The sequence below is a fragment of the Aureibaculum marinum genome, from assembly GCF_003813905.1.
In the GTDB taxonomy this organism is placed as follows: Bacteria; Bacteroidota; Bacteroidia; order Flavobacteriales; family Flavobacteriaceae; genus Aureibaculum; species Aureibaculum marinum.
Map to the genome: position 1 here is coordinate 1 of NZ_RPFJ01000018.1, position 24,775 is coordinate 24,775.

Here is a 24,775-nt window from a genome sequence, read left to right on the forward strand (position 1 = left end):
CCATAATGCAAGATGAAATTTGCATTATCTACATGAGGATCTTGATATAAGTGATCTATTCTATCAGTGTTAAATAAAGAAGATCTTCGTTTTAATCCATGAACTATATATCCTTTTTTTAATAAGAATTCACTTAAATAAGCTCCATCTTGTCCTGTTACTCCAGTTATTAAGGCAATTTTTTTTATCATTTAATTTTTTTTAAACTAATTGTGTTATATTAACAATAACTATTTTATAAGGTGAACGAATTTATTATCTAAATATTATTTTTGAGAATCTTTAATTATATTTTCATAAATATTAATCAGTTCTTTTACTATTCTATCGGGATTATGTCTTAATAAAGCTTTTTTTCGTGCATTTTCACCATAGGTTAATGCTTTATTTTTATTATTAATTAATTCTAAGATGGCCCCTGACAACACATAAGAGTCGCCATCCTGAATTAAAATACCATCTTTTTTATTTTCTAACAAAGTGGCTGTACCTCCAGCATGAGATGCAATGCAAGGGAGACCTAAAATCATTGCTTCACATAAATTATTAGGACTATTCTCTATATGAGAAGCCATAACATAAATGCTTGCGGATTTTAATTCTTCGACTAATATATCTTCACTGATTTTTCCTAAAAAAATTAAATTTTCAGAAACTTTAATTTTTAATGATTTCGTTGCCAACTTTATTAATCTATCATCTGGCGTTAATCCTGCTATTTTCCACATATATTTTACATTTAAATTATCTAGTAATAATGCGGATTTAAGAATATTTTCTATACCTTTATATAAATTAGAACCAGTTGTAGTAAATATAATAGGCTCTGTATTATTGTTATTTGACCATTTATTTTGATAGAATGGGGTTCTTAGAATTTCATCATTATGAAAATATTTACTTTTAGGAGCTAAAACTCGAGTGATTCTTTTGTCCCAATCAGTTCTGCCTATAATATAATTGGCGTTTTTTAATATTTTCTGTTCTCTTAATGCTTTCTTTCTAAAAACTAAAAAGTCTCGATAATAAGTTTTTAGCAATATTTTAGATTTAAGAGGAGAATGTTTTTTAGTTGATGATTCTGAAATGCCTACAAAGAATTTATCGGAATATACCGTTAAATTTCCTTGGATAGATATTACAATTGGAATATCTTTAATTTTTTGATTAATTAATCCAAAAATACCCTCAGTACCTAAAACATGAATTAGATCAGGTTTAAAATCTTTTACAATTTTAATTAATTTCTCTAAATCACTTTGAGGTTCTATCCTACTATTTAATCTTTTCAATATAACGTCAAATTTTGAGTTATTATTCGAAGGTTTAATAGGATAATATTTCGTTGTTGACTGATCAAAATCATCAATATTTGTATCAGAATAAAATGATATTCCCAATTCAATATTGGAGTTTTTTATTATTTCTTGCTCTAAAGATTTAATCCACCCTCCGCCTACTGGCTTTCTTTTAGCTTTATTTTCCGCAAGTGAAGGCGTGTTGGTAAACCAAAGTACTTTCATAATATTTTAATTATAATTATTAGGCATTCCAAATACCTTTAGCTTTATTGTTGATTATTTTTTTGTATTGAATAGGAGCAATAATAATACCATTAAAATTACTAATTATTGATGCTAAAACTAGTCCTACTACTCCCAAATCTGTATATTTTGCCAATGATATAGCAATAACAATGAATAATATAGCACCTATTACACTTGTATACATCTGTAATTTAACTTTACCAACACCATTAATAAACATATTATATACTCCTCCAAAGGTAAAGGTCATAAAATATAACAATAAAACTAACGAAAGTTTAAATGGTATTTGTATTTCAGTCCCTATCCAAAAAGCATAAAACTGTTTCGCAAAAATTAACATTATGATACCAGCCACACTTAACATCATCCAAATATTTAATAATTTTTTAACTGTACTTTTAATCCATTTCATATCATTTTTAGCCCATGCTTCAGTATAAGCAGACCAAAAAGGTGTTATTATAATAGTAAATCCCATCATAATTATTGAAAAATATTTGTATGCTATATTATATACGGTTACTTCTGCTGGTCCAATATATTGCGTAATAATGAAATTTGTTGATTGATAAATTATTAAACCAGAAACTTGAATTACAAAAAATTTGATTCCTAAATTTAATAAACCTCGAGCATATTTAAAATCAACATATTTGATTGATGGAGCAATTTTTTTATAGTCATGTGTGTAAAAATAAAATGTTGATATAGTTAAAACAACAACAGGAATAGCACTTAAAGCCCAAGCTAAATAGATTAACGATCCTTCTGTTGTTTTAGTTAAAATAAATATTGTCAAAAGAACAAATAGATTACCAAGGGTATTTAACATATTGGATAAGGCCGGTCGTTGGTCTGCAAATAATACTATTCCAATCAACTTAATCACAAATCTAAAAAAGAAAAACGAAAAGACAATATATGCAACAGTAGTTAAATCTTGCAAAGAAACTTCATTAGTATTTAGAACGATAGTCCAGTCAATAAAGATGTTTGCAATAAAAAAAGCAATTGCCAGAAATATGACTACTAACGATAAAATAGCATAAGCAGTACTTACATAAATTTTACCTTTTTTATAATCTTTAGACGCTAATGACTCGGCAAGTTTATTTTTTAACCCACTACCTAAGCCTATCTCAAAAAAAGTAAACCAAGTTAAAAAAGATGTTAAGGTTAGCCAAATACCATAAGTTGTTTGATCTAAATAATCTAAAGTAACTCTAACCATTAAAAAACCAACAGTCATACTTATTCCTTTGATCAGAATAGATGCTAGAATATTTTTTTTGGCTTTAACAGAACGCTCGTGTCCTTTAAAAAAATTATTTATATATTTTTTCATTAATTAATTTTTAAGTCCTTTTGTTTAAGACTTTGTAAATAAAATTTATTAAATAATAAGGCCAAAATAAGTCCCATTTCAAAAAAAGTAAATGTAACTAGTGTCAAATTTGCTAAAGCAAAACCAAGAAAAGCTACAAAAGGACCGTAATATCCAGTTTTTTCAGCATTTTTATATAATCTTTTTAAAATTAGATATATAAATCCTAGAAAGAATATCCCACCTACTAAGCCGTATATGTATAATAAAGAAAGATAACCAACATGCAATTGTGACGATTTTCCTCCTAATATTTTTTTTAGTTTTGAATCTTGTTCTCCAGTACCGGCCATTCCATATTTTACGTTTCCTCTTCCTAAAATAGGATTATCCATATATACTTGACTAAAAGCTGTGAAAGCCAAAATTCTAGAACTAGCAGAGCCTTTACCCACTCCTCCACTATCCTTTTCTAAAATTCTATCTTCAACAATTCCCATTGTTTTTAATCCAAATGACTCTCCAACAAATAGAGCGATTACAACAATAGAAGGGACTAAAATGAGGTATTTGTAAAATGAGGTTAATTGTTTACGATGATTAAAATAAAGCAATAAAAAAACCATTAATGCATTTAACATAATCCATCTAGTCTTAGTTAAAAATGAAAATAATAGACCTAATAGAACATATAGTAATAGCTTTTTGTTTTTTTTAGATTTTATCAACAACTCAGTAATTAATATAAACACGGGAACAAACCCAAAGCCAACGGCTACTGGACTTATATATGAATAAATTGAAACAAGTCGACTTTCTGTTTCATCTCCTCCGCCCCAATCTCTCATATAATCAGGATTTGTCATAAACTCTTGTCCTATAACTTGTTGTAGTAAAATAACAATAAAAGCTACAATTAATAAAATGTTAGAGAACTTTAATATAGAATTCATGTACTTTAACCTTACCTCTAAATTTTCTACTATAATGAGAGCTAGGAAGGAGCCTATCATAGGGTTTGAAACTAAAAATATGCTTTTAAAATCTCTATCTAAAAAAATAAATTCAGAGATATATGCGTATATAACAAAAAGTAAATAAAAAATAGCATACCTCGGAATTTTAACTGGTTTTCCTTTTTTTGCATAGAAAAATAGCAGTATCACTCCTAAATACATTAGCACTGTAATATTTTTATTGTAATCCGTTTTAAGGATTCCTAGTAAAATATAGGATACTAATGGAGCAAGAGCAATCAATACTATTATAAACCGGTTTAATTTATTCGGTATGGAATAATAATTTGCCAACGTTTAAAATATATGGATTAATTAAACAACAGATCTTGTTCTTTTTTTAGAAAATTTCCTAGCCTATTTTCTGGCAATATTACATCATTATAACTAATTGGTTCGTCTTTTTTAATATCTTTAGTTAAAAGACACTTATTTGCAAGTCCAATAGGTAATAAGTTTTCTTTTTTAGTAATCTCATGATTTTCACATACGCCATAGGTTTTAAATCCTCCCATGCGATCTAAAGTTTCTCCTTTCTTTAAATTTGTTTTTGCTATAGAAATGACATCAACCATTGGACCTGCTTTTGGTGCTATGATTATATCATCAAAATCTACCATTCTTGCAATTGAAATAGGTATTTCAAAAAACAATAAATGATAAGGAATATAAAAACTATAAAGAGGACCATCACCTAATTTACCATATTTTAAATATTTTTCTGTAAATGGATCTCCATCTGAACTGGCATACACAAATACTCCTGGGCCCGGTTTTGCTCCTACTGTAAAATCTACAATTCCACCAAGTTCTTTTAACTGATTGAGGTCATATAATCCAGTTAAATTATCTATATGATCTGTAGATTTAAAACCTAACATTCCTCTTTTAGCTACTTTCATTCCTGTAGCATTGGCTATGCAAGCTTGTTCTAGACTTACTTTAGTTCCATCGGCGAAGTTGGTTGCCATATAAGGAGACATATCCCATGAAGCAGCAAAATTTTCCTGTGTCTTAGGTGTTCTATATTCATCTAACATCCCTTTTACATTTCCACAAACTAAAGGGGTTAAACCAATTTGTTTAACAAAACGATATAAGTTCATAGTACATCCAGGTTGATCACCTTCAGCGACACTATATTTTACACCTGCTTTATCGGCTTTATGTTTTAATATTGGACCTAAAGTAGCATCCAATTCTGCATTAAAAGTTAAAATATCTTTTTTATTACTAATACAGTCTAATGTTAGTTGAGCTGAAAATTCTATAGAACCTGTCATATCTACAATAATATCTACATGTTCTGTTTTAAGTAAAAGTTCTAAGTTTTGAGTTACAGCAATAGTTTTTTCATTAAAAGCTTTATCAAATTCATTTGAAGTTTCAACAATTCTATAGTCTAAATTTAAATCTTTATATACCCGCTTAGGTCGCTCTAATGATCGATTAAAATGACCTACTACCTTCATTCCTGGAGTAAATTTTTCAATTTGATTTAGCAACCCTTTAGCCATTTCTCCTGAACCTACAATTCCAACTTTAATAGGATTGTTTTCTTTTGCTCTTCTATTTAACGCAGTGTCTATTATTATCATAGTTTAATTTTATCCTTTATAATCAGGGCGATTTTTATCTTTATCTGAAATTTCTGTAACAGGAATTGGCCATTCAATTTGAAAACCAGGATCATCATATCTAACTCCCCCTTCGGCATCCGGTTGGTAAAATTGAGTTACAAAATAAGTTACTTCTGAATGATCTTCTAAAGCTAAATAACCATGAGCAAATCCTTCTGGTACATACAACATGGTTTCATTTTTTTCACTTAGTTCTATTCCTAACCATTGTTTATAAGTAGGAGAATCTGGTCTTAAATCAACCACTACATCATAAATAGCTCCCTGAGTACAGCGAACATATTTGGTTTCTTCGTATGGTGCTTTTTGAAAATGAAGTCCTCGCAAGGTACCTTTTTTTTTGTTATAAGAAATATTCGATTGAACTACATTCGCATTTAGATTTAACTCCTCTAATTCTCTTTTACACCATAATCTACTAAAAAATCCGCGTTTATCATTAATTTTTTCTAATTCAATTAAATAAACGCCTTTTAATTTTGTTTCTTTAAATAGCATATTTATTTTTAATTGGGTATTTTATTTATAAAAGCTTTTTCGTAACTATTAATTTGATTAATGGTAATCTCTTTGGGATTACCGTTATCATGGTTTTGTTTGTACCATTCTATCGTATTCTTTATTGTGGTTTCAAATTCCCAAACAGGCTGCCAATTTAATAACTGTACTGCTTTATCAATATTTAAATTTAATAAAAAGGCTTCATGTACAGCTTCAGATTCATTATACTTCCATCTGCCAGGCCAGTTTTTCAATACGGCAGAAACTAATGTTTCTACACTTTTGTTAGAGGTTGTAAATGGTCCAAAATTAAATCCAGAACAATAGTTTTTTAATTCATTACCTTCAGCTGCTAGTAATGTAGCACCTAGCAATAAATAACCTCCAAGAGATTCTAAAACATGTTGCCATGGTCTTGTCGCATAAGGATTTCTAACAGCTATTTCTTCATTATTTTGAAGAGCTCTTATACAATCTGGAATTATTCTATCTTTAGCCCAATCACCTCCACCAATTACATTACCAGCTCTTGCTGAAGCTAATTTTACACCATGGTTTTTATAATCTTCAGGATTGAAAAAAGAACGTCTATAAGAGGATACAACTAATTCTGCTGCACCTTTACTCATAGAATAGGGATCATAACCTCCCATTGCATCATTTTCTCTGTATCCATAAATCCATTCTTTATTCTCATAACATTTATCAGATGTTATAACAACTATAGTTGTAGAAATTCCTAGTTGACGAACAGACTCTAAAAGGTTTGCTGTTCCATTAATGTTTGTTTCAATTGTATTTATTGGATCATTATATGAATCTCTAACTAATGCTTGTGCCGCCAAGTGATAAATTATATCTGGTTTTACCTTAGAAATATAAGACTTTAAAGCAGGAAGATTTCTTACATCATTAATTTCAGAATCTATACTGTCTTTTAAATTCAATTGATTAAAGAGAGCATATTCTTCTTCTGGAGCCAATGCGTATCCATATACATTTGCTCCAAGTTCTAACAACCATTGAGAAAGCCAACTACCTTTAAAACCAGTATGGCCAGTTACTAAGACTTTTTTATTTTTAAATAAATCTAATTTACTCATAAAAAATTACCATTTTTTCCATGCAGGGTTACCTTCATCCCATATAGTTTCTAACACAGTTTTATCTCTTAATGAATCCATACTTTGCCAGTAACCTTCGTGTTTAAAAGCCGACAATTGACCTTCGTGGGCTAATCTTTCCATAGGTTCTCTTTCCCAAACTGTACTATCTCCTTCTATATAGTCAAAAATTTGAGGTTGTAAAACAAAAAATCCACCATTAATCCAAGCTGTTTCTCGTGTACCTCCTTTAGGTTTTTCTCTAAAGTTTTCAATTTTATTATTATCTTTTTCAAGGTTAAAAGCTCCATATCTACCAGGTTGCTGAACGGCAGTTAAAGTAGCTAAAGTACCTTCTGATTTATGAAAATTTAACAATTCGTTAAAATTCACATCACTCACCCCATCTCCATAGGTTAAAAAGAAAGGTTCATTGCCTATATACTCCTTAACTCTTTTAATTCTACCTCCAGTCATTGTATTTTCACCTGTATCAATTAAGGTTACTTTCCATGGTTCAATACTATTATTAATTATTTCAGTAGTATTATTTTTTAAATCAAAAACAACATCAGATGAATGTAAGTAATAGTTTGAGAAAAATTCTTTAATCATATGACCTTTATATCCACAACAAATTATAAAATCGTTATGACCATAAGAGGAGTACATTTTCATTATATGCCATAAAATAGGTTTTCCTCCTATCTCCACTAAAGGTTTAGGTCTTACACCAGTTTCTTCACTTAACCTGGTGCCAAAACCACCAGCTAATATTACTGTTTTCATGATTGCTTTTTTAATTTAAATATTTGTCTTTTAATTGGTACAAAATTCTAGTACTTGATTAGATATCGATTCTATATTATAACGTTCCATTTTTAATTTCGCTTTTCTTCCAATTTTAGTTCTTAATTCTTCATCATCCATTAACATTTCAATTTTATTAGAGAGTTCATCTACATCTTGTAAAGGAACTAAAAATCCATCTTCTCCATCATCTATAATCTCATCAGGACTCACTTCACAATTAAAACTTACAACAGGTAATCCAGTAGCCATAGCTTCACAAATGGCATTTCCCCAAGCTTCAGATAAAGAAGTTGAAGTAAAAATCATAGATTTAGCTAACCATTCATGAACATTTTTAACCGCTCCAGCCAAAACAACATTATTTTCAATATTAAGTTCTTTTATTTTTTCTTCCAATTTAGATCTATATTCTCCGTCACCTAAAATAACAAATTTCCAATCGGGTCTATTTATTTTAGCACAGGCTTCTAAAAAATACAATTGTCCTTTTACAGCTGTTAATCTACCAACATCAATTACAATTTTTTCTTTTTGTGTAGAAACATTTTCAGGATGTTTCTTAACAGGGTTTGGAATAACAGATACATTGTTTATTCCTATTTCTGCCGAAACAAATTTCTTTGCTTTTTGAGTCATTACAATAACACCTGCCGCTTTTTTATATAATATTTTTCTTAATATTCTCTCAATCTTACTTCTCTTTCTATAAGGACTCATTGCTTCTCTAACAAAAATTTTTACTTTTAAAAATCTCGTAAATAATAACGTAAAAATATTAGTAGAACTTAATATTGATAAAACAAAATCTGGAGTCTCTTTTTTTATCGCATTTCTTAATTTTATTCCTGCTTTAAAACCTGTAAAAATTTTTTTTATTGTATCACCACCATAATAATTTAAATGAATTATTTTAATTTTTTCGGAGAGCGTAAAAAAAGACTTTCCAGATCTAAGATGTATAATGGTTACATCATGACCTAGAGAAACCCAGTAATTTGATAAGTTTGCAATATATTTTTGACCTCCTCCATGATCTAATAAAGGAGTTACTAGAACAATTCGCATAGCATTTGATTTTTTTTTAATGCGAAGATACTTATTATATTTTTACAAATAGAGATTTTATAAATAATCCAATGACATTTAGAAATGATTTTGATGATGTAATGGGGGTTTTCATAATTGCCTTTTTAGAAGCCCATCTTGTTTGTTCCATCTTTGAATCATCTAAAATACCCCTTTTACTATAGTCAATTTGTAAGTTTTCCTTATCTAAAAATTCGATTCCCCAAGGTACCCATTTACCTTTAAAAACATACCCGCTATTCCAAGTATCGTAAAGTTGACCATAATTAGATACATATTCATCTGAAATTACGTAAAAACCATCTTTTCTAATCCAAGATCTATATCCATTAATTTTCTCAGACATAAATACGTTCTCGTAATTTTTTAAATATTTATTTAATATTTCTTTTTTCCATAAGCCTGGTATAAGCAGAAAACGATGTTTACAAGTAGCATTAATTTCATTTAGATAATCAAACTTAGAAGGTTTATCTTTCCATCGCACATTGTACCTAAGCATTCTAAGGTGATCAATTTCTTCATTATTCTTCATTAAATCCACAAAATGTTTAAACATTTTAAAATTCACCCTTGAACGCAAAAAATAATCTTCTGATAAAGGAAATACAATATCATATTTTGCCAATTTTAGACTTTCTTTCTGCCGTTTTCCCCAAGGGGCATCATTTCCATGCTTTAAAACTCTAATGTTTAATCCTTCAAATTGATAATCTTTAGTATTTGTACTTAAAATGATATCAAAATCCTTTGCTTCAGGAAAATACTTAACTAACATTTTAAAATAAGGATCCCAACAATCGGAATAACCATCATAAGAACATACAATTAAAGAAATCATAAAGATATTTATATTTAAAATTAGTATTACATAACGTTTGTAACTCTAAGTAATTTAACGAAATAAAACGTTACTATTTCACAAATATAATAAACGTAAAAAATGTGTTTTAATTTTATCTCAAATTGTTTTTATAAAAATGAATATTATTTCATAATTTTATACTTACATTTAAAATATTAAATGCAACCCATTATCATCTTAAAATTTAAAAAATTAAATCTTTTAAGGTAATAAAAAAAAATTGTTGTGAAGATAAAGTTGAGTTTTGTTATACCTCTGTATAACGCAGAAAAATACATAGAGCAATGTATTAATAGTATTATAAATCAATCATTAAAAGAAGAAGAATTTGAGATAATTATTATCAATGATGGTTCGATAGACAATAGTTTATCTAAAGCGATTGAAATTTCTAAAAACTATAAAAATGTTGAAGTTTATGATCAAATAAATAAAGGTGTTAGTGCTACTAGAAATAGAGGTATAGATTTAGCTCGAGGTACTTATATTTGGTTTATTGATTCTGATGATTATATTATTTCAGATACCGCTAATGAATTGTTAAGTTTTGCAGAAGACAACTCTTTAGATATTCTGGAATTTAAAATGATTAGGACCGAATCAAGAGTTTTAAATAAAACTATAAATAAAGGTGTTAACCGTTCTGAGGTAAAAATATTGGATGGAAAAGAATATTCTTCTAAAGTTGATTTAAGCGATAGCACTTGTACAAATTTATACAGAAGAAAATTTATAATTGACTCAGAGGTTAGGTTTATTGAAGGAAAAATAATGGAGGATATGACCTTTAATGCTGAACTTTTTCCTCAAGCAAAGAGAATAGCATTTTACCCATTGGATGCATATCGTTACGTCATAAACCCTAATTCAATTTGGACCAATAAAGAGTCTAAGGCTTATAGGAAATCGATTGAAGATTTTATTTTTATGACTAAAAAATTCTCAAATTTTATTGAAGAGTATAAAAAAGAAGGAATAGATACCAACCTTATAAAAAATAAACAACAAGAAATGCTTTACAATATCTCTAAGCGGTTATTGTTATGCGACTTTAAGCTTTCTGAAATAAAATTAAAAATTGACGACCTTTCAAGTCATAATCTATATCCTATTAACCCATACCTTGGCCATAGTTATTATAAAAAACTAGAAACTTTTTTATTCAATAAAAAATATCTATTCTTATTGTCAGTGTTACTTTATAGATTATTTAAAAGACCTATAAATTATTTTATAATTAAAAATCACCAGCGTAAAAGAGAAAAACGAATAAAAGAAATTGTAGTAAAATTTGAGGAAGAAAAAGTTGCTATATAAACTTTTAACTTGCGTTAACAAATACGTTATCTTTTATTGTTGTAATACTTTTACATTCCGTTTTTAAAAGGGTGATTAGATTTTTCTTTTTTAGCAAAAGGATGATAATCACCTGTTAATGGAGTAATTTCAGCATTTCTTATTTGTTGTACAATTTCAATAGATTGTCTAGCATCTGATAAACCAAAGCCATTTCCTTTTAAAATATCTTCGTAACTTTTGGTATGTAATTCTGTAAATCCGCCACTAAATTCAATCTCTTCTCCATCAACTGTAATAGAACGGTAAGTTCGTTGTCCCGTAGCCTTAATCTCATCTGGAATTACATTATAATCTATAGATAGAAACCAACGTACTCGAGCTTTTTCAAATTCTAGATACCCAGAAGCTCTATCATGTGTATGTAAATGGACTATATTTTGTTTTACTTCACCAAAAATCCAAGACAACATATCATAAAAGTGAACACCAATATTAGAGGCAATTCCTCCAGATTTGGAAGTGTCTCCTTTCCACGATGTATAATACCAATGCCCACGAGAAGTTAAATAAGTTAAGTCTACATCATAGACTTTGTCTTTAGGTCCATTCAATATTTTATTTTTTAAAGCTATTATGCTTTCATGTAATCTTAATTGTAATATGGTATAAACTTTCTTATTTGTTGCTTTTTCAATATCTTTAAGAGCATCAATGTTCCAAGGGTTTAACACTAATGGTTTTTCACAAATAGCATGTGCATCTCTTCGTAAAGCCATTCTTATATGTGCATCATGTAAATAGTTTGGCGTACAGATGCTTACGTAGTCTAAACCAATATTTTTTTGTCTTTTTAATTTTTCAATGTGTCTATCGAAACGTTCAAATTCAACAAAAAAATCAGCATTTGGAAAGTAACTATCCATTATACCAACGCTGTCAAATTTATCTAATGCTGCAAGTAAATTGTTATTAGTGTCTTTAATAGCTTTTAAGTGTCTAGGGGCAATATATCCAGCAGCTCCTATGAGTGCAAAGTTTTTCATAAATTATGAGTGTCTAAATAACTAAATGTTTTGTAAATAGTTTTCAAAAGTAAAAATAATCTATTTTATAAATGAGTTTATTAAAGACTATCTGTGTTTTTGATTACTTTTGTTTTAACGTATTATTATTAGACTTATTTTGAATTTTATTGAATAATTTATGAAAAAAATCATTTTTACGTTTCTTGCTCTCGGTTTGATTGCACTAGGCATTATTTTATTTTATGCTCATAAGAAGAGAGTTTCTGTTTATAATTACGATACTTCAAGAAATTATAATTATAATTTTAAAGGTAGTAATGCTGAAATATTGAATTTAAAATTAACTAATAATACACTTAAAATACCTATTACAGCTAATGATAATATATCAGCATTTTTAAAAGTAGACATAAAATCAACATTAATTGGAAAATTTTTTAGACCTCAAATAAATATTCATTTTAATGATAAAATAATATCTCAGCAATTTGAAATTGGAGCTAACAAAATTCGTTATTTGAATGTTAGTGAGGCTTTAAACTCTAAATGTTCTCAAATTGAATTAGAAACTAAAAATATAAAAATTGTAAGTGATGAAGTTACCCTTTTTCTATTTAAGAATGATAGTTTAAAAGGTAAACGAATATTAATACTTTCTCCACATCCAGATGATGCGGAAATAGCAGCTTATGGATTATACGCATCTTATCCTGAAAACACCTATGTTGTTACAGTTACCGCAGGTGACGCGGGCGAATTTAAATATGATGAAATTTATCAAGATAGTTTAACTCATTATTTACAAAAAGGAAAGATACGTACTTGGAATAGTCTTACAGTTCCTATGTTGGGTGGTGTTAAATCAGAAAACATTATAAATCTTGGGTATTTTAATGAAGCTCTGCCTACAATGTATAAAAATGATACTGCTTTAATAAAAACACGTTTTACTAAAACTTATGATATTAGTACATTTAGAAAACAGAATATTAGTAAAACTATACAACATTTAAATGCTACATCCAATTGGGTGTCTTTAATTAATGATTTTACTTTTTTATTAGACTCTATTAAACCAGATGTTATTATTACTCCATATCCTAAATTAGATAGTCATCTAGATCATAAATTCACCTCGATTGCATTATTTGAAGCTCTAAAAAAATTAGGCGTAAATAAAGGAAAATTGCTGTTATATACTAATCATTTACCTGAAAGTGGTTCTTACCCTTATGGTAAAACAAGAACCCCAATTACTTTACCTCCTAACTTTGAAAGTTCTTTATACTTTAAGAATATTTATTCATTTCCTCTTTCTAAAAAACTGCAGCAGGAAAAAATTTTAGCCTTAGACGCAATGAATGACTTAAGATTAGATACTGATTATTTAAAAACTAAAAGTGCCTTTATTTATGCCTTAAAAATATTTAAACGAAATACTGTTGGACCTCAAATTGATTATTTTAGAAGATCTGTTCGTTCTAATGAATTGTTTTTTGAAATTCCTATTAGTGACTTATATGATACTAACAAACTAAAAATAATATCAGACGACATTTTGTCTAAATAACAATTATTTTTTCTGTTGCATTAAAATTATCATTATACATTTTTACAAAATAAATTCCATCTGCAACATGAGATAAGTTAATTTGTGTAAAAACACCATTAGTATCACCTTTCACTTCTCCTCTGTAAACGATTTTTCCACTTAATGCGGATACGATAAATTTTACTCCTGTTTTTTCTGAGGGTATATTAATGTTTATCAACCCTTCTGACGGATTTGGATACATACTATATTCTACTGCTTTTTTAGAGGTACAATCTTCTACGGTTACTAGTATGTCAACAGTTTCTAAAACTCCGTTTTTCTGTGCAGATACCGTATAAATTGTAGTGGTTTCTGGATTGACAGTAATCTCAGACTCCATACTACCGTTGTTCCAAAGATAATTTAAACTTCCACGGGCCTGCAATACTAGTTCATCGCCTTTACAAATGGTTAAATCTTCACCGTTATTAATAATTAAAGGAACATTTTCTACAGTAACCTTTACTTCATCATATCCACTACAATTAGTTCCATTACCTACATTTACAGAATAGATTGTTGTACTTTCTGGTTGAACAGTTATACTTTGAGTTGTTTCTCCTGTACTCCATAAATAGGTACTACCACCTGTAGCTGTAAGGGTATACTTATCACCTGGTTCTATAAAAACATCATTACCAGCATCAGCAACTACACTTTCATTTACATAAACTGTAATTTCATCTGTTGCGTCTGCCATACAAGCACTACTACTTGCTGTTATTGTATATGTAGTAGTTTCGGTAGGCCTTACAGAGATACTTGAAGTTGTGGCACCTGTACTCCATAAATAATTTCCATGTCCTGTAGCTCTTAAGGTAACTACTTCCCCACTACAAATTGTTATATCTTCTCCTAAACTTACTTGTGCAGCTCGCTGAACATCAACAAAAACCTCGTCAGAAACTGAACAATTTCCATCAGAGCTACTTACCCAATAGCTTTCAGGTTTAACAGGGCTTACAGTTATGCTTTTTGTAGTTTCTCCTGTACTCCATAAGAAATTTCCAGTACCTTCTGCTGTTAAAACAACTGATTCTCCTACACATATACTTTTATCCTCGCCAGCATCTACATACAATTCTTTACCAACATTAACTACTATGTCATCAGATGCTGTTCCCCCACATCCATTAGTAGCAGTTACTGAATAAGTAGTAGTTTCTAAAGGGTTCACTATAATAGATGCCGTTGTTTCTCCCGTACTCCATAAAAAATCACCTACACCTTCTGCGGTTAAAGTCACTTGATCTCCATAACAAATATTTAAATCTTCGCCTAACTTCACTGAAGCCAAGTCATTTACTGTTACTACAACATCATCTGTTACTTTACAATCTCCTGTCCCCGATGAAACAGTGTAAGTTTTGGTTTCTTCAGGTTTTACAACAATACTTTGAGAGGTTTCTCCAGTATTCCATAAAAAATCACCATTACCTGATGCTGTTAGTGTTATTTCTTCTCCTCTACAAATTGTTACATCTTCACCAGCGTTTAGTGTAATTTCTTGAATAACATTAATAACGATAGAGTCAGAAACACTTAAATTTTCACCGCCACATAACGTACTGGCTGTTACAGAGTATGTTGATGTTTCTGTTGGATTTACAATTATGCTTTTTGTAGTTTCTCCAGTATTCCACAAGAAATCACCTATTCCGTTGGCAGTTAAAACCACTTCACTTCCAGAACAAATTGAAATATCATCACCCAAACTAACTTCAGGTGTAGTTGAAACTGTAACAGTGACTTCATCTGTTAATGAACATTCACCTGAAGATGAAGTTACTGTGTAGGTTGTTGTTTCAGAAGGAGTTACTGTTATACTTGGAGTTGTTTCTCCAGTGCTCCAAAGATAATCACCATTACTACTAGTTGCTGTTAATGTTACTTCTGAAGTACCACAAATAGTTATGTCTTCTCCGGCATCAAGTGTTATTCCTGGAATAACGTTTACAACAATGGTGTCAGAGACGCTTAAATTTTCACCTCCACAAAGAACACTGGCCGTTGCTATATACGTTGTGGTTTCCAAAGGAGCTACAGTTATAGTTTGTGAAGTTTCTCCAGTATTCCATAAAAAATTGCCAGACCCTTCAGCTGTTAAGGTTAATTCGCTTCCAGAACAAACTGTTAAATCTTCACCTAAATTCACAGAAGGTGATTCTGTGACCGTAACAACAACATCATCAGAAATAGAGCACTCACCAATAGCAGAAGTTACGCTATAAGTAGTGGTTTCTGTTGGAGATACAATTATACTAGCTGTAGTTTCTCCTGTACTCCATAAATAATTATCAGCTCCTTCAGCAGTTAAAGTAACTTCACTTCCAGAACAAATTGAAACATCATCACCAGCGTTGACGGTACTATCTACAATTTTTACAAGAATTTCATCAGTAACTGTAGAATCACAAGCATTACTTGCGGATACACTATATTTTGTAGTCTCGGTTGGACTAACTGTAATGCTAGGTGTAGTCTCTCCTGTACTCCACAAAAAATCACCAACTCCAACTGCAGTTAAAACAACCTCGTTACCAGAGCATGAAACAACATCTTCACCTAAATCAACCAAAGGCAAATCATTAACCGTAACTACAACTTCATCAGAAGCTGAATTTTCTCCATTGGTTACAGTTACGGTATATGTAGTTGTTTTTTCTGGACTTACATTGATACTTGATGATGTTTCTCCTGTACTCCATAAAAATGTGCCTTCTCCAACAATTGTAGCAGTTAGTGAAATCTCAGAGCCTTTACAAATTTCTACATCGAGACCTGCATCAACATCAATATATCCAGTAGTATTTTCACCATATTGATATGCTCCAATAGTATTTACATTACCTCTAAACTTCATATCATAATCATAATTAACTAATTCTGATATCTGTCCACCTTCAGTAATACTTTTGGGTGTATTATCTGTAGGTTTATAATATTTATCCAATTTTGGATCAACTGAAATATTTCCTTTACCAGATTCAGTACCCCAAGAATTATAAAAGTTAGAGTTTTCAAAAGAAACATTCAAAGAAGAGTTGCTAGGAGCTGTTGCAACATTTTTCTTAACATTCAAAATTTGGGAATTAATTACCTTTAAATTTGAAACCTTTGAATAAATCTCTTTGTAAAAGTAATTACTATCATCAAAAGTACAGTTAATAATAGTGTTATTTATTAATGTTGATGCGGCATTACTAGGATTATTACTTTGAACGTATATAGAGTATTTTGTTTTACTGAACACACTATTTCTGATAATATTATGACTTCCTATTGTGTTATCATTTGTATTTCCTTCTTCTCGATTATCTTTAAACCCAATTCCAAAAGTAGTGTTATGACCTTTAACTCTTTCTATAATATTATAATTAGAACCTCCCCAAATCCAAACAACCCCGGTGTTTTCATTTGAAGTATAATTTGAAGAATTAGCGTTATTACCAGCTACACAATCTTTTATTACATTGTAATTACTTCCATAATTTCTGATATAAAAAGGTTCTGCAATATTAATACCTTGTGATTTTTCAATAAGGTTGTAGGTATTGCTAAGATTGGAAGAACCACGAATTCCAATACCATGAGTACTATTGTTAGTTGACTTAGTATTAAAATTTTCAGCATAACAATTAGTTATAATATTATTATGTCCATTAACACTTATTTGATAGTCAGAATGATCATATTTACCTGTTCTATCGTTGTATGATTTTGTATCTTTAATTAAATTATTACCATCACCAAATAAAGTAAAATTACCCATAGAGGCATTCACTCCTCTACAGTCTAACACTTTCATATTATTATTTGATGTGAAGGGCCTATACCCACTTCCTGATTTGTAAGTTGCAAGATCTATAAAAGAAGCATTTAAATCATTAGGAGATGAATTATTACCTCCAAAAGTCAATCCATTTACTCTATCAAATATCAAATTACTATTTTTCGTATTGTTAGCTCTAATACCTTTGTAATAATTTGTAATTTGTAAATTTCTAAAAACAACATAATTTACTCCCATTAATTGTATTGCATGGCCAGTAGAAGGTGATTTTCCTGTAAGTGTTGGCATTTCATTAGTACTCCATGTTTTACCATAATCATAATAATTACTAGTAATGTCTCCTGGCGAATTCTTATAACCTATAAATTTTAAAGGACTAACCGGTGTTCCATCATTGTATAATGATAAGTTTTGATTTCCATAATTACCTGCTTTTATCCATACCGTAATTCCTGCATTGGCTTTGTCAAAGGCCTCTTCTAACGTCCATGCAGAATCTTCAGACTTTCCATCTCCTCCACCAGTAGCTGAAGTAGTAACATACCTATATTCATTAGCATCAGGTTCTGGAATGTTATTTACAATATATGACAAGGTAAATTCTATTAACGCATTTCCATTTACATCTTTAATATCACTTCCTCCTTCATACCTTATTGTATTATTGTCCCAATACGTAAACTTTTCAGAAACAGTTAAATAATGATTTGATAATTGACCTTCATTAATGGTAATACTAGAAATTGATTTATTACTTATTGTAAAACCATTATAACTAGAACCAATTATAGGTTTGTCACTATCAAAATAAACTCGGTCTGGTTCAGACGCTTCTATCCTGAAATTAGAAATTGTTGGGGGAGTAATCGCAAAAAGGATATTAGTAAAGAATACAATACCAATAAACAAGAATAATTTTTTTGTCATAGTTTTACCTCAGATAATTTATTTAATTAATTATCAGTAATATTTCTTTTTCAAAAAAGCAATTGTATTCTAGTTCATTGAATAATAAAATTCAAATCACAGGGAGGATATAGAATAAATATGTTTTTTAATTCTTTTCTTAGCAGATTTTATTTATTACTCAACGTTATATTTTTAATTAAATTGTATTTTATTAATAACATTTTAATAGTAATAAATAATTTCGTCGCGAACGTACTTTTCAATTCTAAAGGAATTCTAAAGTTATCTTTAGATTCTTATTTTTTGTTTAAAACTTCAATTTTTGTTAATAAGTTTATCACTCTAAGATTGAGTGTTGTATTTTTGTATAAACGTAATAAATTGCTTGATAATTTTTCATGAAGAATCTGATTTTATTTTTTGTTTTAATAGTGTCTTTTTTTTCTTGTGCTAAAATGTCAAGTAAAAATAATAGTAAAGAGTTTTATATTAATGGAATAATTGAAGAAATTAGAGATAGTACCAAAGTTTATTTAAAAGTTCAAAAGTCAAATAAAATATTACCTCTTGATACAGCTTACACAATTAATAATGTATTTAAATTCAATGGCAAAATAGATAAACCTGAAGTTGTTGGTATTTATATTGATAGCTTAAAAGGGGAAATAGGTTTATTTATTCAAAATGATAGCGTTTTTATTGAGGTAAATAAAAACAATTTAAGCGATTCTAAAATATATGGATCTGAATTGAATAATGAGTATTTAAAGTTTGTGAAGCAATCAAATAAGATATTATCAAAAACAAATTATTTATTTCCTCTTTTTCAAAAAGCTAGAACAGAAAATGATGTTGATAAATTGAAAAATATAAATAATCAAATAGAACAAATACACAAGGATAATATCGCTTTTACTCTTTCTTATGCTCGAAATAATCCAGAATCTTATATCTCTGCTTTTGCTTTAAAATCATTATTAAAAAGTGAATATGTAACTAAAGATACTATAGCTTCAATTTATCAAAATTTTACACATGAAGTAAAAAAAGGAGATTTTGCTATTGAAGTTTTATTATTTCTGGAAGAAAAATAGTTTTAAATATACTGGTGTTTGACTGAATACAAAAAGTATATATTATACCTTAATTATGTAACATACTCTTAATTTTTTTCGCTACTTTATTTGATAAAATGTTAGCTCCTTCCAAATTAAGGTGTGCTGCATCTTTAAATAATTCAGGTTTGTAAATAAAATCATTATCATTCATCAAATTTATAATTTTGAAATTATATTTTTCAGATAATTTATTATAAACATCTATAGAAGGTGTTTTATCGCCTGGTTGAAAATCAGGTGATATAACAACATATAACTGAACTCCTGCTTCATTAAATTTTTTAAGTAAAATTTCTAATTCTAATATCGTTTCTTCTTTTAACGTTTTTTCATCTCTTTCTATTTTATGTTTATAATTTAATGACGTATCTAATTTTATAGAACCAATTCTAGGTTTCATACCTTTCATTTTAACATCCCCGTCAATACCGTGAATAACAAAACTTCTAAACAAATAATAAAAAACCGAATTATATCTATATAAACTAGAAAACATTAGATATTTTTCATTGTTAGACTTTCTTTCTAGAATAGGTCTTATTTCAGGATGACTCCAATAAAAAGGTTTAAGAAACATATACCTATTTTTGTCTAATTCATTTTCCAAACGATAAGCTCCTAAATTTAAAATCACTATTTTAGGAATATATCTTTTTAATGTAGCTTCTTGAACACATCTAAAAAAAGGAATAGACTGCCCTCCTCTACCTGAATTCCAAACAGATAAACCAAGAGTTTTTTCAAAAACATGAGGATTAAAATTGGTTTCAGCTTTTGAACTACCCATTATTAAAATATCTGCAGTTGAAGTTTCTAGAGTATGAATACTCTTAAAATATCTTCCATCAGGAGAATTGTACATGATAAAATTAAAAATCACCCCAAATAAAATGTCAATAATTGCCACAAGCAATATTAAAAAAATTATATTTCTAGAAATTCTAATGATTACATTTTTCATCTAAAAAAGTTAAAATTGGAAATATATAAATTGCCCACCATCAAAGACTCCTAAATAAAATATTATAGCTATAAATATTGCAGTTCCTATTAATCTTATATAATAATTTTTATTATGTAAGATTAAAAACTTACCAGGAAAATATTCTTGCTTAATTTCAATAAGAGTTAGGATAGTTATACCAACCAAACATAAAATAAAAATATTTAAATCGCCTGCTGAAAATCCAGGTTTCCAATCGTAGAAAACACGTCTAAAAATAAAAAAAGAGTCACTAACTGAATTTGCTCTAAAGAAAAAATAAGAGCCTACTTTAATAATAAACACAATAATAATTCCTAAAATTGTAAAATTAAATTTTCTTAAAAAGCTAATCTTTACATTCTTTTTTAAAAACACTTCCATAACCATAAACATACCATGATAAACACCCCATAATACAAATGTCCAATTAGCTCCATGCCACAATCCACTAATTAAAAACGTTAAAAAAAGGTTTAAATAAAATCTATCTATCGACACCCTATTACCACCTAAAGGGATATAAACATAATCTCTGAACCATGTAGATAAAGAAATATGCCATCTATTCCATAAATCTCCGATACTTGATGCTAAATTAGGTCTTCGAAAATTTTCCATAAGATCAATTCCCATAATTTTAGCAGCACCAATCGCGATGTAAGAATAGCCCGCAAAATCACAATAAATTTGAAACAAGAAAAAAGAGGAAGCAGTAATAATTGTTAGTGAACTTTGATTGTTCAAATCATTATATACCATGTCTACATAAATTGAAAGCCTATCAGCTACCACAAGCTTCATAAAAAATCCCCATAACATTATTTTGAACCCCTCAGAGATATTGTGATAAGATAATTTTTTTTTCTTCTTAAGCATTGGTATAAATCTGTTTGACCTTTCTATTGGCCCAGCAACGAGCTGTGGAAAAAAAGAGACAAATACGGCAAATTTTCCAAAATGTCTTTCTGGTTTTGTATTTCCTCTATAAACATCAATTGTATAACTTAATGTTTGAAATGTGTAAAAAGAAATTCCAACGGGTAACAATACATCTAAAATAGGTTTATTATAAAACACATTGAATGCTTGAAAAAAATCATGAACAGAATTGTTGAAAAAATTAAAATATTTAAAAAAGAATAATAGACTAAGGTTGAAAATTAATGAAAAGTATAGCAACTTCTTTTTTCTTGACTGAACCTTAATTTCTGAAATTTTAATTGCGACAAAATAATCTACTGTTGTTGAACTTAGTATTAACACCAGATATTCAGGCTTCCAGCACATGTAAAAATAATAACTAGACAGCAATAACAGAATCCATCTGTACTTATCGTGAATGGAATAATAAACTATTATAACAACCAGAAAAAATAGTAAAAAATCAACAGAATTAAATAACATACTATTTTTCTTTAATGGTTTCCTAGATTAATATTAATAATTTACCTGTAAAAGAACTGAAGAAGGATATAAAAAATATAAACAACTAATATTCTTACACTTACAAAATTAAACTTTTTTAAATATTAACCTAATTTTTTTAATTAAACAAAATCAATAGAATGTTAACTAAATTGTTTTACTATTCTTTTTTATTATTATGAAAATAGTCTAATAAATGATTTCGACAAAAAAGAAATTTTAAATGTAAAGCATTTAGCTTTTGTAGTTTACAATTTTATCAGACCCAATCTCAATAGGTAATTTTCCTTTTTGAAACCACCGTGCAGATAATCCTCCTTTTAAAATTATTTTATTTTCTTTTACTTCTAACCAGCTGCCTTCTCGCAAACCAAGAACAGGAATACTATTGTAAGTATGAAATTCTTTAAGTCTAGTTTCTCTAGTTTCTCCCTTATGTTTTGAAGTGGGATCAGGATCTAAATAATGTGCATTAATATTAAATGGAATAAAACCTAATGTAGCATAACTAGGTGGATAAACGATAGGCATGTCATTGGTAGTTTGCATTGTTTGGCCAGCAATATTACTTCCAGCACTTGTCCCCAAATAAGGAATACCTTTGTCAATTGATGCTTTTAATATTCCCATTAACTTTTGATCATATAATTCTTTGACTAAAACAAAAGTATTACCACCTCCTACAAAAATACCCTCAGCGTTTTCTATGGCATGTTGTTTATCTTTACAATTATGTATACTGTTCACTTCAATATCAATAGTTTTAAAAGCTGTAGAAACTATTTTTGTGTATGCCTCATAACTAATTCCACTTGGTCTAGCGTATGGTACAAATGTGATTTTATTTACGTTTTTAAAAAATATTTTTAATTCTGGTAATAAATATTCGAGATACTTACTACCGTAAATTGTTGATGTGCTAGCTAAGATTAAATTTTTCATTCAGATGAGTTTTATGAAGAACATTATGGGTAGTTCTTAATTTATTACGGTAATCAAAAAGCAACACCAAAAGTATTAATCTTTAACAAAAAATTACAATTGATTTAATATTTATTTAGCATTTCATAGGTTTAATTTGTAGCAATGCTAAAAATAACTAACCTAATCCTATTTCTACTTTGTACTATTGGCTGTTTTGGTCAAGAAGATGAATTACTCATTTCAGGAACTATTATAAACGATGAAAGCGATTTAATAGGTGTTCATGTTATAAATAAATCTACCAATAGAGGTACTATTACTAATGAAAACGGATTGTTTTCATTATATGTTCATTATAAAGACACCTTAGTTTTTCGGGGAATACAATTTGAAACCAAAGAATATATTATTACACGAACTAATATTGATAATAAATCAATATTAGTAGAATTAATTACAAGAACAAATGTTCTAAATGAAATAACACTTAAAGAGCCTGAGAATATGGCAAAAGCACTTAATTTGCCAAATGCAGGAAAAGAAAGATTAAGTAGGATTGATAGAAAACTTGCTTACTATAATCAAGGAAGTACACCACTAGTTGGTTTAGCTACTGTATTAGGTCGCAAAGGTGGTATTGAAGATCTTTATAATATAATTTCAGGAAATCGAAAAAAACAACGTAAATTAAAGCAGCTTATTGAAGCGGATAAACAACGGGAGTACTATCAAAAAAAATCTAATGAAATTAGAAAACATTTTAAAGACGATTTTTTTATTTATACTTTAAAAATTCCTAGTAAAAAAATTGATTCTTTTATAGAATACTGCAAGCCAAAAGGTATACTAGGATTATTTAAAAAAAGAAATTATCTTCCTATAATAGATGTGTTTATTAAGGAAAGTAAACCTTTTTTAAAAGCTTTAAATGATGAAAATTAGGTTTCTTCTCTTTTTTATTCTCCTTTTAAGTATTAATTCTTTTTCTCAGAACGAAAGAGTTATGCTATTTGGTAATATTAAAAGTGAGGGTGATGAATTAGAGAATATACATGTACTAAACAAAAACTCTAAAATCGGAACTATTACTAATGCCAAAGGTTTTTTTTCTATTGAAGTCAGAGAAAAAGATACACTTATTGTAACGGGAATTCAGTTTTATTATTCAGAAATTCTTATAACCAAACAGCACATTAAAGACCTCACTATAACTATTAATTTACTCCAAAAAACAAATAAGCTAGATGAGGTTATCGTCAAACATAACTTAACTGGTAGCATTTTTATAGATGCTAATAATATAAAAACTACTAAAAATGTTGAAGATGGCGTTTTAAACTTTTCAGAAATAGACATGAGTTTGGTTGGAAATATTAACGATGATTTTTCTAGAAGTAGAACATCAAATGACAGTCAATTAATGCCTAATATGAATCCAAATTTAATAGCTATTGCAGGTCTACTTTTAAAACCATTAACAAAAATTGGAGAAACTAAGAGAAATATTAAAAAACGAGAGCGATATTACCAAAACAAAGTTCTAGATGCTCCTAAAAGTATTAGAATTGATTTTGGTGATTCTTTTTTTACTGAAACATTGCAAATTCCTACCAATCAAATTGATGAATTTATTACTTACTGTTTACCAAAAGGAATAGCAAATTTATATGTAGATAATCAAAAAATTAAAATTATAGATGTTTTTTTACAAGAAAGTAAAACATATCTTAAAGGATTAAAAAATGAAGATTAAATAATAACATAATATTAAATTATAATCTTAATTTTAACCCAATTAATTATTT

Annotated in this window: 20 protein-coding genes; 5 read left to right on the forward strand and 15 right to left on the reverse strand. The window is 28.6% G+C overall.

Annotated features, from left to right (window positions below; all coding sequences use genetic code 11):
* From EGM88_RS12280 to EGM88_RS12325, 10 genes are all read right to left on the reverse strand, one after another.
* Window positions 1-191: GDP-mannose 4,6-dehydratase (locus tag EGM88_RS12280; RefSeq protein WP_203229466.1), on the reverse strand; the 191-nt coding region annotated here is incomplete at its 3' end.
* Window positions 192-266: 75 nt separating this feature from the next.
* Window positions 267-1,523, reverse strand: coding sequence for a glycosyltransferase family 4 protein (locus EGM88_RS12285; protein ID WP_123898660.1), 1,257 nt, complete (start codon window positions 1,521-1,523; stop codon window positions 267-269).
* Window positions 1,524-1,542: 19 nt separating this feature from the next.
* The gene (locus EGM88_RS12290; protein WP_123898662.1) at window positions 1,543-2,895 is read right to left on the reverse strand and encodes a lipopolysaccharide biosynthesis protein; all 1,353 of its coding nucleotides are present in this window, start codon (window positions 2,893-2,895) and stop codon (window positions 1,543-1,545) included.
* Complete coding sequence (locus tag EGM88_RS12295; RefSeq protein WP_162497578.1) at window positions 2,895-3,827, reverse strand: O-antigen ligase family protein; 933 nt, start codon at window positions 3,825-3,827, stop codon at window positions 2,895-2,897. The genes EGM88_RS12290 and EGM88_RS12295 overlap by 1 nt, the downstream gene beginning before the upstream one ends.
* A gap of 374 nt (window positions 3,828-4,201) precedes the next feature.
* Window positions 4,202-5,488 (reverse strand): NAD(P)H-dependent oxidoreductase, encoded by a 1,287-nt coding sequence (locus tag EGM88_RS12300; protein ID WP_123898665.1) that lies wholly within the window; start codon window positions 5,486-5,488, stop codon window positions 4,202-4,204.
* Between the two features lie 9 nt (window positions 5,489-5,497).
* The gene (rfbC, locus tag EGM88_RS12305; protein WP_123898667.1) at window positions 5,498-6,028 is read right to left on the reverse strand and encodes a dTDP-4-dehydrorhamnose 3,5-epimerase; all 531 of its coding nucleotides are present in this window, start codon (window positions 6,026-6,028) and stop codon (window positions 5,498-5,500) included.
* An 8-nt stretch (window positions 6,029-6,036) separates the two neighbouring features.
* The gene (rfbG, locus tag EGM88_RS12310) at window positions 6,037-7,134 is read right to left on the reverse strand and encodes a CDP-glucose 4,6-dehydratase (RefSeq protein WP_123898669.1); all 1,098 of its coding nucleotides are present in this window, start codon (window positions 7,132-7,134) and stop codon (window positions 6,037-6,039) included.
* Between the two features lie 6 nt (window positions 7,135-7,140).
* On the reverse strand, window positions 7,141-7,923 hold the full coding sequence (gene rfbF / locus EGM88_RS12315; RefSeq protein WP_123898670.1) for a glucose-1-phosphate cytidylyltransferase: 783 nt from the start codon (window positions 7,921-7,923) through the stop codon (window positions 7,141-7,143).
* Window positions 7,924-7,953: 30 nt separating this feature from the next.
* A complete protein-coding gene (locus EGM88_RS12320) occupies window positions 7,954-9,012 on the reverse strand; it encodes a glycosyltransferase family 4 protein (RefSeq protein WP_123898672.1) in 1,059 nt (352 codons plus the stop codon).
* Between the two features lie 34 nt (window positions 9,013-9,046).
* Window positions 9,047-9,874: a hypothetical protein gene (locus EGM88_RS12325; RefSeq protein WP_123898674.1), complete on the reverse strand. Its 828-nt coding sequence runs from the start codon at window positions 9,872-9,874 to the stop codon at window positions 9,047-9,049.
* A 249-nt stretch (window positions 9,875-10,123) separates the two neighbouring features.
* Between EGM88_RS12325 and EGM88_RS12330 the strand changes: the two genes are divergently transcribed.
* Window positions 10,124-11,215, forward strand: a complete 1,092-nt coding sequence (locus EGM88_RS12330; RefSeq protein ID WP_162497579.1) for a glycosyltransferase — start codon at window positions 10,124-10,126, stop codon at window positions 11,213-11,215.
* Between the two features lie 50 nt (window positions 11,216-11,265).
* Here EGM88_RS12330 and EGM88_RS12335 read toward each other — a convergent pair whose 3' ends face one another.
* Entirely contained in the window at window positions 11,266-12,240 is a 975-nt protein-coding gene (locus EGM88_RS12335; RefSeq protein WP_123898678.1) for a Gfo/Idh/MocA family protein, read from the reverse strand.
* A gap of 160 nt (window positions 12,241-12,400) precedes the next feature.
* Here EGM88_RS12335 and EGM88_RS12340 point away from each other — a divergent pair, with 160 nt between their 5' ends.
* Window positions 12,401-13,792, forward strand: a complete 1,392-nt coding sequence (locus tag EGM88_RS12340) for a PIG-L family deacetylase (protein ID WP_123898680.1) — start codon at window positions 12,401-12,403, stop codon at window positions 13,790-13,792.
* Here EGM88_RS12340 and EGM88_RS12345 read toward each other — a convergent pair.
* Window positions 13,785-18,536 carry a T9SS type A sorting domain-containing protein gene (locus tag EGM88_RS12345; RefSeq protein ID WP_123898682.1) on the reverse strand — a complete coding sequence of 1,584 codons (4,752 nt, stop codon included), beginning with the start codon at window positions 18,534-18,536 and terminating at the stop codon, window positions 13,785-13,787. The two genes, EGM88_RS12340 and EGM88_RS12345, sit on opposite strands and share 8 nt — an antisense overlap.
* Before the next feature lie 437 nt (window positions 18,537-18,973).
* Between EGM88_RS12345 and EGM88_RS12350 the strand changes: the two genes are divergently transcribed.
* Entirely contained in the window at window positions 18,974-19,612 is a 639-nt protein-coding gene (locus EGM88_RS12350) for a DUF4369 domain-containing protein (protein ID WP_162497580.1), read from the forward strand.
* Between the two features lie 49 nt (window positions 19,613-19,661).
* On the opposite strand, the gene EGM88_RS12355 is transcribed toward EGM88_RS12350, so the two are convergent.
* The 3 genes from EGM88_RS12355 to pepE form a co-directional block, all read right to left on the reverse strand.
* Entirely contained in the window at window positions 19,662-20,597 is a 936-nt protein-coding gene (locus EGM88_RS12355; RefSeq protein ID WP_123898686.1) for an SGNH/GDSL hydrolase family protein, read from the reverse strand.
* Between the two features lie 9 nt (window positions 20,598-20,606).
* A complete protein-coding gene (locus EGM88_RS12360) occupies window positions 20,607-21,698 on the reverse strand; it encodes an MBOAT family O-acyltransferase (protein ID WP_203229467.1) in 1,092 nt (363 codons plus the stop codon).
* 582 nt (window positions 21,699-22,280) lie between these two features.
* Window positions 22,281-22,988 carry a dipeptidase PepE gene (gene pepE, locus EGM88_RS12365; RefSeq protein ID WP_123898689.1) on the reverse strand — a complete coding sequence of 236 codons (708 nt, stop codon included), beginning with the start codon at window positions 22,986-22,988 and terminating at the stop codon, window positions 22,281-22,283.
* Between the two features lie 144 nt (window positions 22,989-23,132).
* On the opposite strand from pepE, the gene EGM88_RS12370 reads away from it, so the two are divergent.
* Window positions 23,133-23,912: a carboxypeptidase-like regulatory domain-containing protein gene (locus tag EGM88_RS12370; RefSeq protein ID WP_123898691.1), complete on the forward strand. Its 780-nt coding sequence runs from the start codon at window positions 23,133-23,135 to the stop codon at window positions 23,910-23,912.
* A complete protein-coding gene (locus EGM88_RS12375) occupies window positions 23,899-24,723 on the forward strand; it encodes a carboxypeptidase-like regulatory domain-containing protein (RefSeq protein ID WP_123898693.1) in 825 nt (274 codons plus the stop codon). The genes EGM88_RS12370 and EGM88_RS12375 overlap by 14 nt, the downstream gene beginning before the upstream one ends.
* The last annotated feature ends 52 nt before the right edge of the window (window positions 24,724-24,775 follow it).

Coding starts and splice junctions, on each gene's coding strand:
- EGM88_RS12285 (WP_123898660.1), bottom strand. CDS start 1,523: ATGAAAGTACTTTGGTTTACCAACACGCCTTCACTTGCGGAAAATAAA.
- EGM88_RS12290 (WP_123898662.1), bottom strand. CDS start 2,895: ATGAAAAAATATATAAATAATTTTTTTAAAGGACACGAGCGTTCTGTT.
- EGM88_RS12295 (WP_162497578.1), bottom strand. CDS start 3,827: ATGAATTCTATATTAAAGTTCTCTAACATTTTATTAATTGTAGCTTTT.
- EGM88_RS12300 (WP_123898665.1), bottom strand. CDS start 5,488: ATGATAATAATAGACACTGCGTTAAATAGAAGAGCAAAAGAAAACAAT.
- rfbC (WP_123898667.1), bottom strand. CDS start 6,028: ATGCTATTTAAAGAAACAAAATTAAAAGGCGTTTATTTAATTGAATTA.
- rfbG (WP_123898669.1), bottom strand. CDS start 7,134: ATGAGTAAATTAGATTTATTTAAAAATAAAAAAGTCTTAGTAACTGGC.
- rfbF (WP_123898670.1), bottom strand. CDS start 7,923: ATGAAAACAGTAATATTAGCTGGTGGTTTTGGCACCAGGTTAAGTGAA.
- EGM88_RS12320 (WP_123898672.1), bottom strand. CDS start 9,012: ATGCGAATTGTTCTAGTAACTCCTTTATTAGATCATGGAGGAGGTCAA.
- EGM88_RS12325 (WP_123898674.1), bottom strand. CDS start 9,874: ATGATTTCTTTAATTGTATGTTCTTATGATGGTTATTCCGATTGTTGG.
- EGM88_RS12335 (WP_123898678.1), bottom strand. CDS start 12,240: ATGAAAAACTTTGCACTCATAGGAGCTGCTGGATATATTGCCCCTAGA.
- EGM88_RS12340 (WP_123898680.1), top strand. CDS start 12,401: ATGAAAAAAATCATTTTTACGTTTCTTGCTCTCGGTTTGATTGCACTA.
- EGM88_RS12345 (WP_123898682.1), bottom strand. CDS start 18,536: ATGACAAAAAAATTATTCTTGTTTATTGGTATTGTATTCTTTACTAAT.
- EGM88_RS12350 (WP_162497580.1), top strand. CDS start 18,974: ATGTCAAGTAAAAATAATAGTAAAGAGTTTTATATTAATGGAATAATT.
- EGM88_RS12355 (WP_123898686.1), bottom strand. CDS start 20,597: ATGAAAAATGTAATCATTAGAATTTCTAGAAATATAATTTTTTTAATA.
- pepE (WP_123898689.1), bottom strand. CDS start 22,988: ATGAAAAATTTAATCTTAGCTAGCACATCAACAATTTACGGTAGTAAG.
- EGM88_RS12370 (WP_123898691.1), top strand. CDS start 23,133: ATGCTAAAAATAACTAACCTAATCCTATTTCTACTTTGTACTATTGGC.
- EGM88_RS12375 (WP_123898693.1), top strand. CDS start 23,899: ATGATGAAAATTAGGTTTCTTCTCTTTTTTATTCTCCTTTTAAGTATT.